The sequence below is a fragment of the Acinetobacter sp. TG2027 genome (genome assembly GCF_000302435.1).
GTDB lineage: Bacteria > Pseudomonadota > Gammaproteobacteria > Pseudomonadales > Moraxellaceae > Acinetobacter > Acinetobacter pittii.
Genome location: NZ_AMJN01000053.1, coordinates 103,543 through 120,367, shown reverse-complemented (window position 1 = coordinate 120,367; position 16,825 = coordinate 103,543). Strand labels below are relative to the sequence as shown.

The following is a 16,825-nucleotide window of genomic DNA, read 5'->3' as shown; positions in this document are numbered from 1 at the left end:
ATTTTCAAAAATTTTTTACATTTGTGATGGTTTATACAAAAGCTCATCTTAATTATTCCGTTGTAACAAATACTGTATGTTTCTTTAAAACTTAATAAAAGATTGCCATATATAGTTTTAAAACAAGCAAAGGAGAAATTAAAATGAAGCTGGATTTTACAACAATTGAAAAGCAAGCCAAATTGCTACAAGAAGAGCAAGAAAAGATCGAGCAACGAGATCATGAATTTCAAGTTGCCTTAGATAAACACAGAGAATCCCTTAAGAATTTATTTAAAGATCTTTTCTCCGACCGAGAAATTAAGACTGAAAATGGAGGTCACTTCTGTGTAACCTTCAGAGATTTCAAAATTTCCTTATTGATTGAAACTGCTAAATTTGAAAATGGCGTTCCTGTAAAATTAAACTCCGTAAATCCTGTTATTATTAAATGCAAGAAAGATAAGCCGATTGCAAAAGCACAGTTTACAGATGCAACCCAATATCTAGATAACCATTTAGACACTCCAAATTATCAGTATTATTTTAAGCAAGAAGATAAGACCCAACTGGTACAATTTTCTGAACTTCCCACTTATTTCCAACTAGTTTTAGACGCAAATGCATAAAATAGAGCCCTCTGCAGAGGGCTTTTTCATATATTATTTTTTTATCATTTAAATTTTAAAAAATAAAATCAGTCAAATACTTTTTCTACTTATCTATGAATTATTTAACTCAATTTTAACGTCCAATACTTCAAAAATATTTGATTCTTCTTAAAATTACTTGTATATACATGTTTATATTTGCTTATACAAATATGAATAAATAAGAATAGGATGGCTCTTAAAGGATAAGGAGAGTGAAATGGACTCATCGGCTGGGAAACCTAATAGTAGTTTTATAGAAAATCGAAGTATTGATTTTATTCCTGAAAATGAAAGACATGGCGGAGTATTTGCCCAATTCACCCTATGGTTTGGTGCTAACTTACAAATCACAGCCATTGTGACAGGCGCGCTAGCCGTTGTGTTAGGCGGGGATGTTTTTTGGTCTATTATTGGCTTATTAGTAGGACAATGTTTTGGTGCTGCCGTCATGGCACTACATGCTGCCCAAGGTCCTAAACTTGGCCTCCCTCAAATGATTTCAAGCCGTGTGCAATTTGGGGTTTATGGCGCGTGTATTCCAATCATACTCGTTTGCCTTATGTATATTGGTTTTACCGCAACTGGAGAGGTATTAGCGGGTAAAGCAATTGCACATTTGGCACATGTCAGCAACACAACTGGTATCTTAATTTATGCAAGTTTAATCATTTTATTCGCAACGATTGGATACCGTTTAATCCATTTGGTAGGCAAAGTAGCCAGTATTATTGGTTTGATTGCTTTTGTGATTATTTTGACTCAGATCTTCGCACTTTCTGATTTTTCTGAACTCTTAGCAGTACGTCATTTCAGCTGGTCTTCATTCTTGTTAGCAGTTTCCCTTTCTGCTTCTTGGCAAATCTCTTTTGGTCCCTATGTTGCAGATTATTCTCGATATCTTCCAACTAAAACATCTTCATCTCGTGTTTTTTGGGCTGTCGGCTTAGGTTCTTTAATTGGCTCACAGATTTCTATGAGCTTAGGCGTTTTAATCGCTCAGGTTGCAAACGGCAATTTTGTTGGAAATGAAGTTCAATATGTTGTGGGTATGAACCCAATTGCCCTTGTCGTAACCTTTCTATATTTTAGTATCGCTTTTGGGAAAGTTACTCTAACGACCTTAAATGCCTATGGCAGTTTTATGTGTATTGCTACGATTTGGAATAGTTTCAAATCGACAAATCAAATCTCAAAAATAACAAGATTATTGATTGTCCTTGCTATGGTTGTAGTCTCAACCTTTATTGCAATTATAGGTGAACATACTTTTTTAAGCGCCTTTAAAGCATTTATTTTGTTTTTACTCACCTTTTTTATTCCGTGGAGTGCCATTAATCTTGTTGATTACTACTTTATCTCTAAAGAAGAATGTGATGTAGATGCACTCTATGATCCAAATGGTAAGTATGGCCGTTGGAATCGGATTGGAATTACCTGCTACTTTCTAGGTATTTTGATTCAACTGCCATTTATTGATAGTAAATTCTATACGGGTCAAATTGCGGCATTGCTAGGAGGAATCGATTTATCGTGGCTCGTAGGTCTTATCTCTACTGCATTGATTTACTACATTTTCGCCAAGAAAGCTCAACTCAAGTTTTCAAAACAATTAGTGATTGATCAAATCAAATAATGAAACTAGATAAGCTATCAAAGTCGATCACCTTGATAGCTTATAAAATAATTTTACGGTTATTCTGATAGCGCTTTAGCCTGTGCCGAAATAGGCAATCCAAATAACTTATCAAAGCTCCAATTAAATATAAAAGTATAGATAGGGATAATGATAATAAAGGCCACATCTAACCAAAAAGCAGCAACCAGAGAAATATCCATCCACCATGAAATAAGAGGAATCAAAAACAAGACTAAGGTAAGTTGGAAACCAATAGCATGCCCCACTCTACGCTTAACTGTACGGATATGGCTGCTTTGTCTAGCTTCCCATTTCTCATATAAAATATTGTAGATAAAATTCCAAGTTACAGCGATGGTCGTAATCATGACAGAGAGTGGTCCTGTATGTTCAACACTATCACCTGCCAAAATCGCTAACCCTACTGATGAAATAACCATTCCGATTATTTCATAGGAAGAAACATATACAATTCGACGCTTTATACCTTGCATAATCACTAAACTCTGCTTAATTCCTTATATTTTAATTTCAGTCAAAATCATATATAAAGTTAATAGCTTTCAGTTCAGCTGATATCAAAATGAATTTTAACAGTGAAAATATTGAACTTTTCATAACCGTACTCGATACGGGTTCTTTCTCTGCGGCTGCTCGTAAACTAAATCGAGTCCCCTCAGCAGTAAGTATGGCCGTTGCTAATTTAGAAGCAGAATTGGGTTATATATTATTTGAACGGACTCCTCGAAAGGTCATTCCTACCGCTGCAGCATTAGCCTTGGAACCTCAAGCACGGATCATTTCTGAACAACTTAGGCTATTTAGCACTCATGCACATGAACTTTCTTTAGGACTTGAAAGTAAATTGCGTATTGGCGTTGTTTCCGATGTAAATACAAAATTATTATTCCATTCAATAAAGAAACTAGCCGATAAATTCCCTTTACTCAACATAGAAGTTATTACTGCTCCCCAAGACGACATTGTTAATTTACTTTATACGGAGCAAATCAGTCTTTGCTTAGCGGGTTCAGACCTCAATATAAAAATGCGCGAGAATCTACAATTGGTAATGACTGAAACAGTGGCGGCTACGATTTCTTCTAACCACGCTCTTCTACAAGATAGAACAAAGCAGTTTTCTATTGAGGAATTAATCAATATTAGACAAATTGTTGTGGCGAGTAGTGAACATAAAATGAAAGATCCCCGTTCAATTATTGGTGCAATGTACTGGAAAACCAATAGTCTACAAACAGCAATTAATATGGTTGAAGCTGGACTTGGTTGGGGAAATTTTCCGTTATCACTAGTACAAGATAAAATTGATCAAGGTCACTTAGTCCTTTTAGATTTTAAAAATACGAAAAATCATTTACCTCTATCTATTTATTTAATTTGGCTCCAAGACCGCCCTTTACCTAAAGCAGCTAGAGAGTTAATTAAAATTATTCAAGAAAATTTATAAAACTTTATAGGTTAGTTCTGAAAGTCTAAGGATTTTTATAATTTTGATTCTTGTTAAATCTAGTTTATTTAAAGCTTAAGCTTATTACTCTGTGCCATCTTTCTAAATACTACTAAAAACAAAAAGCCTACTTAGAAAGTAGGCCTCTTGTTGTATTTCAGGATTAAGCAATAATATTTTGTTTTGTAAAAAATACACTTATACTTTATTAAAACCAAGTGTTTTAGTCAAGAATAAAGTTTATAAGATACAAACATTTGTATTGTTGTGAAGACAATCACAATTTAGGTTTCATATAGAAAATACTTTAGAGACGGAAAGGTATTTTAATGATAAAAATTTCTATTAGCGTCCTTAACAGCTTTTTTAGAAAAACACAATAAACATCTTAAGAAAAAGTATTATATTTTAATTAAATTTATTTGCATTAAAAAAATTGAATCCGTTTATTCGTTAGTTTTATGTTTCATTATTAAAGTTGCTAACTTTATATATTAATGTTTACTTTTTTAAGTTGAGTTTAAATTTTAAGCTAATCTAAAAATTAATAATACTATTTTCTTAAGTAATTTGGCCCTAATAGTCTATATTTTTACTACATATAGGCTAGAATCTTATTAAGAGAATTATTGTAACTATTATTTTTCGAAATATATAATTAAAAAGGCAATCTACCATATACCTAAAGCTTAATTACAATATAAAAATACATAATATTTTTAATCACCATTTATATTTATCTTAAATAAGTTTTTTCTAATTCTATATTTTCACAACACACAAACAGCACAGCTACAATTTCCGCTTATATTTTAAACAAAATTTATTTTATATAAATTAATGTCTCAAACTACAAATACAATTAAGTCATCGTCACAATAGATTGTTGGAATAAATTCTAATTGATCGATAAATAACTTTTCCCACTTTACTCTTGAACTACACATAAGCTAGAATCACTATCGCTTGAAATATTAACCAATATGACACAATATTTTTGGGTTTAGTTTGCGTCTACTTCAGAAAATGACTTGTGTTTAATAAAAAAATTGATTAGTATTGCACGCACTGAAAAGCATTGAGATTAAAAGCTTTTCTGACTTATAGGGCCTATAGCTCAGTTGGTTAGAGCAGCGGACTCATAATCCGTTGGTCCACAGTTCAAGTCTGTGTGGGCCCACCAAATACCGAACCTCATAAACAAAAAGTTTATGGGGTTTTTTAATATATATCCAAATAGAATATGCTTTACTCTTATAAAAAATACTCAAAATTTAAATTTATTTTATCCCTAAATTTTAGATGTTTTAAAATACACTTACGTTTCGTACTAAATATCCATCTTTCATCTATTAAGCTAAGATTTGCTTTCGCATTGGCTCAGAATTCTCTAATTGTGTATCCCAAAACTTTTCCCATAAATCACAATACTCTAAGCATAATTTTTCAATATAATTATAGTCTTCTTCTGTACAAGCTTGCATCAAGACATACCATAAATCTTCTTCATGATCGTCATCTGCTGCTTCAGCACTTTCATCCTCAGAGATACCATGTACATGATAATAACCACCACCCTCCACATCTAGACCAACTGCTTTAGTTGCTCTACGTAAAGGTGGACTATACAGAATGACTTCTTCCTCTGCGACTGCTAGTAAGGCTGAAACAGCTTTATAGTCATCATAAGCATTTTCTAAAAATACTCTAACCTGATCTGCAATTTCAGTCGGATGATAAGTTAGACGATCTTGTTCTGTAATACCGAAATCATTCAATATATCTTCAAATAAGGGATAATGAGCATATTCAGGATTTCCCTGATAGTAGCCGTCTTTATCCAAACCTGGCCGAAATCCAAACTCATCAAAAATATTTAAACTCAAAAGAAAACGCGGGAACATTTTTGCACCGGCATGCAATCTCGGCTCTAATTGTTTAGTTTGAAATTGGGCCATGAGCAATGCATCAGTAAAAGTTTGCACAATTGCATGACGATACTCTAAATGAATTTTTTTTAAATCTTCTTTATTAATTTCGCCATTATTTAAAGTATCGATTGCAGGATGATGGGATACAGGATGTTTTGCAATCTTTGCTCTTAATCGGGTCAAAAAGTTTGAATTTTTTTCCCATAGTTCAGCTGAAATGCTTTGTTTCATCCCTGCGAGTGCTTTCTTTCTAGGATTATTAAAATTCTCAAATTTCTTAGGCATATCCGCTCTCATTAAACTTATTGAAGCATGATCGATTTTTACATATTTTATTATAAAAACAATGACTTAAATTAATATTTAAATATGTTCCTTCATCGATTAATATTAGAATTAAAATCGTACGAAATCAAATGAAAAATTAAAAAAAACTTCAATTAATGATAATCATTATCACAATCTCAACTTGAATCAAAATCAGTTTTTTATTATCATAATTTGTATTAAAAATTTAATATTTTAGATTAAGTTATAATTAGTTTTAACTATATGGAATAGTAATGTCAAAAAAAGAAGATATTATAAATACTGCTTTAAATTTATTTAATCAGATTGGGTACAATGCTACTGGTGTTGACCGTATTATTGCTGAATCAAATGTTGCAAAAATGACTTTTTATAAATATTTTCCATCAAAGGAAAATTTAATTATGGAATGTTTGCAACATCGAAATATAAATATTCAAAACTCAATCAATGAACAATTAAGTTTACATCAAGATGCTAGTCCTCTTGAGCAAATTCATATTATTTTTAATTGGTATATTGAATGGATCAATAGCGAAACATTTAATGGCTGTTTATTTAAAAAGGCATTTATTGAAGTATCTAAACAATATACTTCAATTCGTGAACCATTTTATGAATATACAAAATGGTTGACTAATCTATTACATGAAAAGCTTAATCAATTAGGTATAGAAAATCCAACGCCCCTTGTTCATATCATTATTTCCATTATTGATGGGATGATTATTGATGGAACGACAGATAAAAACCTTATTAACCCTGAAAAAATTTGGAAATATATTGAATATTTAATTAATGAAGAGATACCACAGCCAGTATCTTAATTTTAAAATCATCTAGGTTTATTACTTTAAAATGAAGTTTGAGAAAAATAAAAAAAGAACTTTTAAAGTATTTTAGAACTTAGATAATCCTTAACTTTTGTGCTCTACTTTAGCTTTCATAATTTTTCTAGGCTTTTTTACAAACTCATATTAGAATCCTGAAAATTTATCAATTTGCACTGATGTATGAAAAAATTTCTAGGTAACTCTATCTTTAAAGCCGTTGGTTGGACCTACAATGTAGACCCACAAATTCTTGAGAAAAAACAAGTTATTATTGGCTTTGAACATACCTCAAATCTAGATGCAGTGCTCTCGATTGCCCTCTTCCAAATGTTAGACATCAAAATTCATACTCTAATAAAGAAAGAACTTTTCAAAGGCCCCCTTAAGCCAATTTTAGAAAAATTGGGTGGCATTCCTGTTGATCGTAAAGCAAGTAAAGATATCGTTTCGCAAATGGTTGAACAATTTCAAACCCATGAAACTTTTAACTTAGTGATTGCTCCAGAAGCTACACGTGCTAAAGATGGCTCTGAACGTAAGCCTATCCGTACAGGTTTTTGGCATATTGCAAAAGCAGCCAATGTTCCTATTGTTTTAATGTATGCCAATGCTCGAAGTAAACAAGGTGGGATTTTAGGTAAAATTTACCCGACTGATTTACAAAAAGACTTGGAAACCATTAAAGAGTTATATGCTCAATTTGACATAGATGTAAAAATTAACTAAATCAAATTGGACTTGATTTGACCTAATCTCACTCATTAGGTCTTAAGCTTATTGTTCTTATTCAATTGGCTAACAAAACGCAGGGCAACAGTTTTCAACAAAACCAAGCCTATGCTAATATTCCAGCACTTTTGCATTTTCTTTTTTTGGAGTTCACGTCCATGGCGGGTCATTCTAAATGGGCCAATATTAAGCATCGTAAAGCTAAACAAGATGCAAGTCGCGGTAAGGTTTTTACTAAATATATTCGTGAAATTGTGACTGCTGCCAAACTTGGTGGTGGAGATCCTGCTAGCAACCCTCGTCTGCGTGCAGTAGTTGAAAAAGCTCTCTCAGTTAATATGACACGTGACACCATTAACCGTGCTATCCAACGTGGTGCTGGTGGTGAAGATAATGATGATCTAAAAGAAGTAACTTATGAAGGTTATGGTGTTGGCGGGGTTGCTGTTCTTGTTGAAACAATGACAGATAACTTAAACCGTACAGTACCAGACGTACGTCACTGTTTTAGTAAAACAAATGGTAACTTAGGAACTGCGGGTTCTGTATCTTATCTATTTACTAAACGTGGTGAGATTACTTTTGAAGATGTTTCTTTAGAAGATAAAATCATGGAAGTTGCTTTAGAAGCTGGCGCTGAAGATATTGAAGTTTCAGAAGATGAAATTTTGGTAATCACTTCACCAGAAACTTTCGGTGAAGTACAAGATGCCCTTACTGCTGCTGGTTTAAAATCTGATAACGCAGAAGTTGTGATGAGCCCATCTACAAAAGCTGAAATTACAGATGTTGACCAAGCAAAACAAATTCTTAAAATGATTGATATGTTTGAAGATCTTGACGATGTACAAAACGTTTATACTAACGTTGAATTCTCGGATGAGGTTTTGGCTCAACTTGATGCTTAAATCAAACATTTGAATCAAAGAAAACGCACCAAATGGTGCGTTTTTTTATAGCTTGTTGAGCAAGTTATAGCAATTGAACACATTATATTCTTTAATGACAAAGCTAGAATGCAAAGCAACTACGTTGTCGATTTTTCCAATACGTCTTAATAAAATTTCACTGTAGTCATCCATGTTGCGTGCTACAAGCTCTAAAATAAAATCAGCACTCTGCCCCGTTACCAAGAATGCATTAGTTACTTCTGGAATTGCTTCTATTTCAGACAGAAACTTATCAAATGTTTCACTATCATGTTTACTCAGTGAAACTTGCAATAAAATATGTAAAGTAAAACCAAGCTTACTAAAATTAATTTCCCTTTTGAGCTGTCCCATGATGTTGGCTTCAATCAGGTGCTTAATACGGCGATGTACAGAACTGACTGACAGATTGATCCGTTCTGAAAGTTCATTCAAATTTAAGTCTTCATGAGACAAAATTTCTAGAATTTGTTTATCAAAACGATCTAACTCCACTCTTATCTCCAGCCAAAATTTCACAGTGAAGACAGTATAACCCTATACCACTACCTCTGCATTGAAAATACAAAGGTTTATGGGCAACAAAACTCTTTTTCCTTTATAGAGCCTAATTCTTTTATGCCTTTTAAACGTGCAAGTACTGTCATGTGCGGTTCATTTTAGAGAGTCAGCTTTATGCTTAAATCTGATTTATCGATGCAAAATTCTTATTCTCACTACCATTTGAGGCTAAAAGGGAAGTAATCATCAAAATTTGACTATTTTTCAAGTTTCTTAAAGTTGGCATCATTTTTGTTATGTATTTGCAGGAAAATTTTTATCCATGTCGGGGGAGTTCCTGTGAATAAGATCAAAACACTAGTGTTAGCAATGAGTTCTTTAGGTGCAATGAGCGTGACGATGCCTGTGCATGCCGCTACAGATGCTGAAGTTAACGCCTTACGTGATGAAGTAAAGGAGTTAAAACAACTCGTCCAGAAACTATCTGATCAACAAAAAACAGCTTTAACTGTCACTGCTCCAGCAACAATTCCCGCAGCACCTTCTACCCCTACACCTCCTGCATCCAAACCAGGTTGGATGGCTATGGCCGATGGGCAAACTCAAGTCAAGCTTTATGGTAGTGTTCGCGCAGATGCAACCTATGACTTTAAAGGTTCAAATGGCAGTATTTCAAATGGTGCCAATTATCCACTGAATAAAGATGATCCAAAACAAGACTCACTCAATGTATCTGCAGCAACTTCACGAATTGGCTTAGATATTACTCGTCCAACTCAATATGGAGATTTAACAGGTAAAATTGAAGCCGATTTCATGGGTGGCAATGGAGATAATGGCAATGGTACTTTCCGTGTTCGTCATGCCTATATGTCTTTAGGAAAATGGTTAGCTGGTCAAACAACCTCACCTTTTGTAAACACAGATACATCACCAGAAACAGTAGACTTTAATGGCGCTATTGGTACAGGTACTACACGTACAGTACAGGTTCGTTACACCCAGCCAATTAATGCACAACAAAAAATATTAGTTGCCTTAGAAGGCGGTGATGTTGAAAAAGCTGGTAATGCTGCCGGTGGAAGCCGTTTTCCTGCTTTAACAGCACGATATGATTTCAAAACTACGGATAACAAAGGCCTATTACAGTTACATGGTCTTGCCCATGAAAACCGTGTAGCTCCAAAAGATAGCACTTCTGAACAGAAATTTGGCTGGGGTGTTGGTGTTGGTGGTAAATATGATTTAACGCCTCAAGATAGCGTGGTTGCTAATTACTATCATGTTAAAGGCGATGGCCGTTATTTACTTTATAGTAATTCGGCTTATAACTATGACACAACAACACAAGATATTAATTTAGGAGAATTCGATAGCGCAGTAATTGGATATCAACGTAAATGGAGCCCTATTCTGCGTTCTACTTTTGCTGTAGGTGGTATTCAATACAAAGATGATAATGTCTATGCAAATAGCAATTTAACCAATACCAGCTATAACAAAGAAATTTATAACGCTTTAGTCAATTTAATCTGGAACCCAGTTAAAAATATTGATTTAGGAGCAGAATATACTTACGGTCAACGTGAAACTTTTGCAGGTGACAAGGGTGATTATTCACGTATCAACCTGCTAGCAAAGTATAGCTTCTAAAAATTAGATATAAAAAAAGAGCCTTTAATGGCTCTTTTTTTATTAGGGATATTAGTGCATCGCCTGAATTTTTTCTAAGAAAAGTTTAGCACGCTCATGACGAGCTTCTAAATTATCAAAGAATTCATGGGTTGGGCAGTCTTCTAAAATTTTACCTTCATCCATAAAAATTAAACGGTTAGATACTCTTTTAGCAAAGCCCATTTCATGAGTAACACACATCATGGTCATGCCTTCATGTGCGAGCTGCACCATAACTTCAAGAACCTCACCGACCATTTCAGGATCAAGTGCAGAAGTTGGTTCATCAAACAACATACAGATTGGGTCCATAGACAAACCACGTGCAATCGCTACACGTTGCTGCTGACCACCCGACAACTGCCCCGGAAATTTATCTTTATGAGCAAGTAAGCCTACACGCTCTAAATATTTCAGACCTTTTGCACGAGCATCTGCAACTGAACGCTTTAACACTTTAACTTGAGCAATCGTCAAATTTTCCAAAACAGTCATGTGCGGAAAAAGCTCAAAGTGCTGAAAGACCATTCCCACTCGTGAACGAAATTTAGCGAGATCTGTTTTTGGATCTTTAAGCGAAATTCCATCAACAATAATGTCACCTTGTTGAAATGGTTCTAAAGCATTTACTGTTTTGATGAGTGTTGATTTTCCTGAACCAGATGGTCCGCAAACAACAACGACATCACCTTTTTCAATACTCGTCGTGCAATCTGTTAAAACCTGAAAATCACCATACCATTTAGAGATATGTTGGATGTCTATCATTGGCATTTAAAATCTCCAATTAGCGAATGATGGCAATTTTTTGCTGTAAGCGTTTGACTAAATGCGACAGCACAAACGAGCTACAGAAATACACTACAGCGACGATTAAATAGAATGTTGCTTTTGTTTCAGGTCCATATGTATTAGCCAATGTATCTGCACGGCCTAAAAAGTCTGGTGCACTAATCACATAAACTAATGAGATGTCCTGAAATAGAATGATTGTTTGAGTTAACAATACTGGGAGCATGTTACGGAAGGCTTGAGGTAATACCACATAGCGCATTGATTGACCGTAGGTAAAACCTAGCGCATAGCCTGCATGTACCTGACCTTTTGAAATAGACTGAATTCCAGAACGTACAATTTCCGAGAAAAAAGCTGCTTCAAAAATGGCAAAAGTTACAACGCTCGAAAACAACGGACCCCAATAGGTATCAGATTGGAACTCAAATATTTTCGGCAACAAAAAGTAGAAGATAAAGATCACCTGAATCAGTGGAATACCACGAAACAGATCAACATAAAATTTTGCAAAATTACTTGCGATGGCATTGCTAGATAAACGCATCATTGCCAATGGGGTTCCAATTAGGATACCGCCCATCATTGCTAATACCGTTACGGTAAGCGTAAAAATGAAACCTTCTTTGAGTGCCGCGATCACATCAGGGTTTTGTAATAAAGAAAAATCCATGATTACTTCCCTCCTGAACCTAAGCCAGGTACAGCCATTCGTTTCTCAATCCATGCCATCACAAACTTAATGCTATAAGTGATAATCAAATAAACAGGTGTAGAGAGAATAAGAATGATAATGTCCTGAGAAGTTTCTTCACGCATGGTTTTCGTGTAAGCAAAGAAATTCAATACACTCAACGCATATAAAACAGCCGAGTTTTTAAAAACGTTCATTGCTTCAGATGTAATCGTTGGCCATACGGTACGATATGCAACCGGTAAAATGACATAACGATAGCTTTGTGCAGTAGTAAAACCCATAGCGGAAGCTGCGAACTTCTGTCCACGAGAAACGGTATTAATTCCGGCACGTATGTGCTCAGATACACGTGCAGCCGTGTAGAGACCTAATGCAAAAACACCAATAACCGCCGGTTGCTGATTTAAAATATTTTTCCACCAACCACCAGCAACTACATCCCCACTACCTGCACTTAAGCTGTCCGGTAAAAACTCAGGAAAAACAAAAGCCCAGAAGAATAGTTGCACAATAAGTGGAATATTACGGAAAATTTCAACGTAACAATTGCCGATAAATGCGAGAGGTTTGTTGGGTAATGTACGAATTACCCCTAGGAGAGAACCTAATAAAAATGCGATAAGAAAGGCTATAATAGCTGTCCAAACCATAGTGAACACGCCTGAACCTAACATTTGTAACCATGTGGGTGCCTCAGCATAAGCATTGTAGCTTGAGCTACCAATAGCTTTACAAACTGATTCTGCCCATGCGGCTTTATCGACACCATATTCATTAGACTCCGCACAGAATATAGTCCAGTTTAGCGAGCCGACTGACATGTTTGCCCCTTAAATTAATATCTTTAGAAAATAGACCACTTGTGCAAATGAATCTTTACACTTACACAAGTAAATTTAGGACAAAAAGATCCAGTTAGATTCCTGCATCTGTTGGGTTAGCTTTTAATTTCTTATAAGATGAACTTTGTTGCATGTTCAAATTCGTGTTTTTTGGTGGAATTGGAGATAAGAACCACTTCTTATATAAAGCGTCCATTTTACCAGTTTTCCACAAGTTATTTACAGTACGGTCTGCAACCGCTTTAAATTTTGGATCATCTTTAGCAAGCATAATTCCATAAGGTTCAGATGAAAGTACCGGACCTACAATTGCGAAAGCTTTAGGTGTAGAAGACTTCGCAATCAAGCCTGCTAAAATATTATCATCCATTACAAATGCAGCAGCACGGCCAGATGCCATCATGGCAAAAGAATCAGCATGATCTTTACCATAAATATTTTGAACATTAACTGCCTGACCTTTTTCATTCATCTTAATGTATTTGTCAGATGTAGTGCCTTGAGTAGTAACAACTGCTTTACCATTTAAGTCCGCCAAACTCTTAATGCCAGAGTTTGCTTTAACAGCCATGCGCACTTCTGTTGCATAGTAGTTAGTTGAGAAACCAACTTGTTGCTGACGTTGTTTAGAGTTTGTAGTGGTACCACATTCCATATCGATATTGCCTGCCAAAAGCTCAGGAATACGTGTTGATGAAGTTACTGCCTTATACTCAACTTTTAAGCTAGGCATTTTCAATTCTTTTTTAATGTCATTTGCAAACTGGTTACAGATATCGACTGCATAACCTACTGGTTTACCTGCAACAACATATGAAATTGGATCTGAGGATTCTCGATGACCAATTACGATTTTTCCGGTACTTTTAATTTTAGCTAATGTATCTGCTGCTTGAATTTGAGAAGTAGCGCCAACCGTACAAAGCATAACTGTTGAAATAATGAGAGAGGTTGCAGAACGTTTCATAAGAACTCCTTGATGATCATTCTCTCTATTTATCTATAGAATCATTCATATAGAGCAATAGAGTGATTTTTTATTAAATTGCAATTATCGAGCCAACTTTTCCAAGTCGGACCCATCCATTTGCTTCACTTATTCTATTCAATCTGTTTTGCAGAATTAATACCTTTAAAACTGCTCACATGTTTCTACTTTAATCTATGTTTTAATCTTCTGTCTATTATTAAGCTCATCTATTTACACTTAAATGTGGCAATTATTGATTACATTGTAAACACATGCACAATAAAGTGGCTTAACTTTGGCTAAAAATAGTATTTAGAAAAATTGTATTTTCCAAAAAATCATAAAAATTAAAGTTATTAGTCATTTAGATAAAATGGAATTTATATTGTAAAAAGTAATTTTGGCATCAAAATAATATAAACAAATGGCTTAATAAAAATCATTTAGAAAATTGATAGTAATATCTACCTTAATAAAATAACTAGCAAAGATAAAAATAAGCCCCGATTTTCTCAGGGCATTTTATAATTTTAAATTCCGCGCCAATCTACTCGCGCATTACGCTCAGTTTGATATATTCTTAAAACATACTGACCTAGAGGTAAATCGAGTAAATTTTGTTGATAGTTATTCCATTCTTCCGAAACACCTTCAGCCTCTTCCCGCTCCCACGGCGTACCCTTTATTTCTAATAAAGGAGCAAGCATAGAACATACAGAAATATCAGCAAGACTTAAGCGATCGCCTACCATATAACGTGCCTGATTTTCGATTAAGCAGTTATTTAGTTCATTTATGAGTTCATCCATACGTTCTTTTGACTGGTTGACTAGCTCTTCTTCAAGTTTATAGTTCTTCTTTACCAGTGTTTTGAGGAATGGCTTCGATATTTTTTCAAATTGGCGTAAATAGCCTTGTTCACCCATCATAATTTCTAAAGCATGGTCTCCTTGCGCCAACGTATGAGCTAGAGCCCAACGACGGACATGAATACCCAGCTCATCAGCCAAGCTATCTATTTTTAATGTTTGCTGTCTTAATTGTTCATCACGACGTAACAGTGAATGCTCCGGATAAGTATCATCCAGATAAAGTGCAATTTTAGTCGATTCAGCGATCCATTGATGATCATCTTTCAAAATAGGCAGTAAATTTTGGCCTGTTTTGAGTTGTGCAAAAGCACGATGAAAGCCTGGAATTAAGTTATGAGCCACATAATCAAGTTCTTTATGGTCTAACAACCAGCGAGCTTTTTCACAATAATGGGACAAAGGAAACTGATACAAAACCCGCATAAAATCTCCACGTTTATTTTTATTTGACTATTTGTACAAAAATGGTCGTCGGTAAGTAGATACTTTAGAAGCTATTTTTAGTTAAAACAATGGATATTGTGCTCATTTTTCACTGACACTTAAGTCTATTTTTTTTATATCTTTTTTTACCGTACTTATTGCTCTTTTTCATATTAAAACCAACTCTATTATTATTTTTCCGCATAACAACCTTAAACTATTGTTTTTTATAATTTTTCAATATCTCTATTTTTTCATTAAAAAGCAAAAAAAATGCTTTGCACTTTATTTCATAAGCTGAGCATAAGTCCTCGTTTAGTGGAAAAATATTTCTTTTGTAAGGTAATGACAGCAATACAAGGTGTCATTATGTCTAATTCTCTATCAAAAACGACTGCATACGTCCAAATCATTCAAAATGATCAACAAGCGATTAATGCTGCTTATCAAGTGGCTGATTTTGCTTTAGAGGGTCGTAATGCACGTGATCAACAACGCTTATTACCGCATGAGCAAATCGAAAGCTTTAGCCAAAAAGGCCTAGGTGGTATTCGCATTGCGAAAAAATACGGCGGCGCTTTTGTTTCGAATAAAACTTTGGCTCAAGTTTTCCGTATTTTGAGTAAAGGTGATGCGAATGTTGGTCAGATTCCGCAAAATCAGATTAGCCTGTTAAACCTGATCGAAATCATGGGCACAGAACAACAAAAACAATTTATCTTTTCAGAAATATTAGCAGGTAAACGTCTTGCCAACGGTGGGCCAGAACGTAATACCCACGATTCAAAAACATTAAAAACCACACTTACCATTGAAAATGGTAAATATATTTTAAACGGCGAAAAGTTTTATTCGACAGGTACAAGTTTTGCGCATTGGCTTGCAATTAAAGCGGTTCATCCTGAAGGTCATGTGGTTTTAGTCATTGTGAATCGAGAGACTCAAGGTATTGAAGTCATTAATGACTGGAATGGATTTGGTCAGCGTACTACAGCGAGTGGTACAGTTAAATTAAATCAAGTTGAGGTTAATCCAGAACTTATTTTTGATGAACGCTTATTAACTAAAGCCCCTACTTATCGCGGTGCTTATTCTCAGTTATTACAAGTTGCCATTGATGTGGGGATTGCAGAAGCTGCATTTGACGATACTTTATCGACTATTCATAAAGCACGTCCAATTATTGATGCAAATGTTGAAAAAGCCAGCTTTGAACATTACACCCTGCAAGAAGTGGGTAAGTTAAATATTTTGCTCGATGGTGCAATCTTACTGCTTGATGAAGCTGCTGAATATTTAGATGAACTTGATCAACTTCAAACTGTGACTGACGAACAGGTAGCAAAAGCTTCAATTTTGGTCGCAGAAGCAAAAGTCTATGCCAATGATGCGGCTCTACAAATCTCTGAAAAATTGCTGGAACTAGGCGGTAGCCGTTCAAGTTTAAGCCAACACAATTTAGATCAACATTGGCGAAATGCCCGTGTACATACCTTACACGACCCTGTTCGTTGGAAATTACATGCCATTGGCAATTATTACCTTAATGGTCATTTCCCTGCTCGCCATGCCTGGATTTAAGGAGAA

Annotated in this window: 16 protein-coding genes and 1 tRNA gene; 9 read left to right on the top strand and 8 right to left on the bottom strand. The window is 34.8% G+C overall.

All coding sequences use genetic code 11. The features are described from left to right. The first annotated feature begins 143 nt into the window (after positions 1-143). Together B806_RS0114670 and B806_RS0114665 are read left to right on the top strand one after the other, a co-directional pair. On the top strand, positions 144-608 hold the full coding sequence (locus tag B806_RS0114670) for a hypothetical protein (RefSeq protein WP_002115978.1): 465 nt from the start codon (positions 144-146) through the stop codon (positions 606-608). 241 nt (positions 609-849) lie between these two features. Further along, positions 850-2,265: a cytosine permease gene (locus tag B806_RS0114665; RefSeq protein WP_002115972.1), complete on the top strand. Its 1,416-nt coding sequence runs from the start codon at positions 850-852 to the stop codon at positions 2,263-2,265. 59 nt (positions 2,266-2,324) lie between these two features. Here B806_RS0114665 and B806_RS0114660 read toward each other — a convergent pair whose 3' ends face one another. Further along, positions 2,325-2,762: a PACE efflux transporter gene (locus tag B806_RS0114660; RefSeq protein ID WP_005802377.1), complete on the bottom strand. Its 438-nt coding sequence runs from the start codon at positions 2,760-2,762 to the stop codon at positions 2,325-2,327. An 89-nt stretch (positions 2,763-2,851) separates the two neighbouring features. Here B806_RS0114660 and B806_RS0114655 point away from each other — a divergent pair, with 89 nt between their 5' ends. Continuing rightward, the gene (locus tag B806_RS0114655; protein WP_002115984.1) at positions 2,852-3,736 is read left to right on the top strand and encodes a LysR family transcriptional regulator; all 885 of its coding nucleotides are present in this window, start codon (positions 2,852-2,854) and stop codon (positions 3,734-3,736) included. 1,106 nt (positions 3,737-4,842) lie between these two features. Further along, positions 4,843-4,919, top strand: a tRNA-Ile gene (locus tag B806_RS0114650). A 169-nt stretch (positions 4,920-5,088) separates the two neighbouring features. Here the strand turns inward: B806_RS0114650 and B806_RS0114645 are convergent. Further along, on the bottom strand, positions 5,089-5,952 hold the full coding sequence (locus tag B806_RS0114645; RefSeq protein ID WP_002115982.1) for an iron-containing redox enzyme family protein: 864 nt from the start codon (positions 5,950-5,952) through the stop codon (positions 5,089-5,091). A 278-nt stretch (positions 5,953-6,230) separates the two neighbouring features. Between B806_RS0114645 and B806_RS0114640 the strand changes: the two genes are divergently transcribed. The 3 genes from B806_RS0114640 (at position 6,231) to B806_RS0114630 (ending at position 8,446) form a co-directional block, all read left to right on the top strand. After that, positions 6,231-6,803: a TetR/AcrR family transcriptional regulator gene (locus B806_RS0114640; RefSeq protein ID WP_005802380.1), complete on the top strand. Its 573-nt coding sequence runs from the start codon at positions 6,231-6,233 to the stop codon at positions 6,801-6,803. A 186-nt stretch (positions 6,804-6,989) separates the two neighbouring features. Further along, a complete protein-coding gene (locus tag B806_RS0114635; RefSeq protein WP_017386783.1) occupies positions 6,990-7,535 on the top strand; it encodes a 1-acyl-sn-glycerol-3-phosphate acyltransferase in 546 nt (181 codons plus the stop codon). 161 nt (positions 7,536-7,696) lie between these two features. After that, positions 7,697-8,446 (top strand): YebC/PmpR family DNA-binding transcriptional regulator, encoded by a 750-nt coding sequence (locus B806_RS0114630; RefSeq protein ID WP_002114471.1) that lies wholly within the window; start codon positions 7,697-7,699, stop codon positions 8,444-8,446. A gap of 45 nt (positions 8,447-8,491) precedes the next feature. Here B806_RS0114630 and B806_RS0114625 read toward each other — a convergent pair whose 3' ends face one another. After that, entirely contained in the window at positions 8,492-8,962 is a 471-nt protein-coding gene (locus B806_RS0114625) for an Lrp/AsnC family transcriptional regulator (RefSeq protein ID WP_002050132.1), read from the bottom strand. A 345-nt stretch (positions 8,963-9,307) separates the two neighbouring features. Between B806_RS0114625 and B806_RS0114620 the strand changes: the two genes are divergently transcribed. Further along, a complete protein-coding gene (locus tag B806_RS0114620; protein ID WP_025466020.1) occupies positions 9,308-10,621 on the top strand; it encodes a DcaP family trimeric outer membrane transporter in 1,314 nt (437 codons plus the stop codon). A gap of 51 nt (positions 10,622-10,672) precedes the next feature. Here B806_RS0114620 and B806_RS0114615 read toward each other — a convergent pair whose 3' ends face one another. From B806_RS0114615 to B806_RS0114595, 5 genes are all read right to left on the bottom strand, one after another. Beyond that, a complete protein-coding gene (locus B806_RS0114615; protein ID WP_002114298.1) occupies positions 10,673-11,416 on the bottom strand; it encodes an amino acid ABC transporter ATP-binding protein in 744 nt (247 codons plus the stop codon). A gap of 13 nt (positions 11,417-11,429) precedes the next feature. After that, the gene (locus B806_RS0114610) at positions 11,430-12,107 is read right to left on the bottom strand and encodes an amino acid ABC transporter permease (protein ID WP_016145033.1); all 678 of its coding nucleotides are present in this window, start codon (positions 12,105-12,107) and stop codon (positions 11,430-11,432) included. A gap of 2 nt (positions 12,108-12,109) precedes the next feature. After that, positions 12,110-12,952 (bottom strand): amino acid ABC transporter permease, encoded by an 843-nt coding sequence (locus B806_RS0114605; protein ID WP_002114400.1) that lies wholly within the window; start codon positions 12,950-12,952, stop codon positions 12,110-12,112. 94 nt (positions 12,953-13,046) lie between these two features. Further along, positions 13,047-13,940, bottom strand: a complete 894-nt coding sequence (locus B806_RS0114600) for an amino acid ABC transporter substrate-binding protein (RefSeq protein ID WP_002114541.1) — start codon at positions 13,938-13,940, stop codon at positions 13,047-13,049. Between the two features lie 533 nt (positions 13,941-14,473). Continuing rightward, positions 14,474-15,238: a glutathione S-transferase family protein gene (locus tag B806_RS0114595; protein WP_017386781.1), complete on the bottom strand. Its 765-nt coding sequence runs from the start codon at positions 15,236-15,238 to the stop codon at positions 14,474-14,476. A 345-nt stretch (positions 15,239-15,583) separates the two neighbouring features. Between B806_RS0114595 and B806_RS0114590 the strand changes: the two genes are divergently transcribed. Further along, positions 15,584-16,819 carry an SfnB family sulfur acquisition oxidoreductase gene (locus B806_RS0114590; protein WP_017386780.1) on the top strand — a complete coding sequence of 412 codons (1,236 nt, stop codon included), beginning with the start codon at positions 15,584-15,586 and terminating at the stop codon, positions 16,817-16,819. The last annotated feature ends 6 nt before the right edge of the window (positions 16,820-16,825 follow it).

Excerpts from the sequence above, each read along its gene's own strand:
- B806_RS0114670 (WP_002115978.1), top strand. The coding sequence starts at position 144 with ATGAAGCTGGATTTTACAACAATTGAAAAGCAAGCCAAATTGCTACAA.
- B806_RS0114665 (WP_002115972.1), top strand. The coding sequence starts at position 850 with ATGGACTCATCGGCTGGGAAACCTAATAGTAGTTTTATAGAAAATCGA.
- B806_RS0114660 (WP_005802377.1), bottom strand. The coding sequence starts at position 2,762 with ATGCAAGGTATAAAGCGTCGAATTGTATATGTTTCTTCCTATGAAATA.
- B806_RS0114655 (WP_002115984.1), top strand. The coding sequence starts at position 2,852 with ATGAATTTTAACAGTGAAAATATTGAACTTTTCATAACCGTACTCGAT.
- B806_RS0114645 (WP_002115982.1), bottom strand. The coding sequence starts at position 5,952 with ATGCCTAAGAAATTTGAGAATTTTAATAATCCTAGAAAGAAAGCACTC.
- B806_RS0114640 (WP_005802380.1), top strand. The coding sequence starts at position 6,231 with ATGTCAAAAAAAGAAGATATTATAAATACTGCTTTAAATTTATTTAAT.
- B806_RS0114635 (WP_017386783.1), top strand. The coding sequence starts at position 6,990 with ATGAAAAAATTTCTAGGTAACTCTATCTTTAAAGCCGTTGGTTGGACC.
- B806_RS0114630 (WP_002114471.1), top strand. The coding sequence starts at position 7,697 with ATGGCGGGTCATTCTAAATGGGCCAATATTAAGCATCGTAAAGCTAAA.
- B806_RS0114615 (WP_002114298.1), bottom strand. The coding sequence starts at position 11,416 with ATGCCAATGATAGACATCCAACATATCTCTAAATGGTATGGTGATTTT.
- B806_RS0114610 (WP_016145033.1), bottom strand. The coding sequence starts at position 12,107 with ATGGATTTTTCTTTATTACAAAACCCTGATGTGATCGCGGCACTCAAA.
- B806_RS0114605 (WP_002114400.1), bottom strand. The coding sequence starts at position 12,952 with ATGTCAGTCGGCTCGCTAAACTGGACTATATTCTGTGCGGAGTCTAAT.
- B806_RS0114600 (WP_002114541.1), bottom strand. The coding sequence starts at position 13,940 with ATGAAACGTTCTGCAACCTCTCTCATTATTTCAACAGTTATGCTTTGT.
- B806_RS0114595 (WP_017386781.1), bottom strand. The coding sequence starts at position 15,238 with ATGCGGGTTTTGTATCAGTTTCCTTTGTCCCATTATTGTGAAAAAGCT.
- B806_RS0114590 (WP_017386780.1), top strand. The coding sequence starts at position 15,584 with ATGACAGCAATACAAGGTGTCATTATGTCTAATTCTCTATCAAAAACG.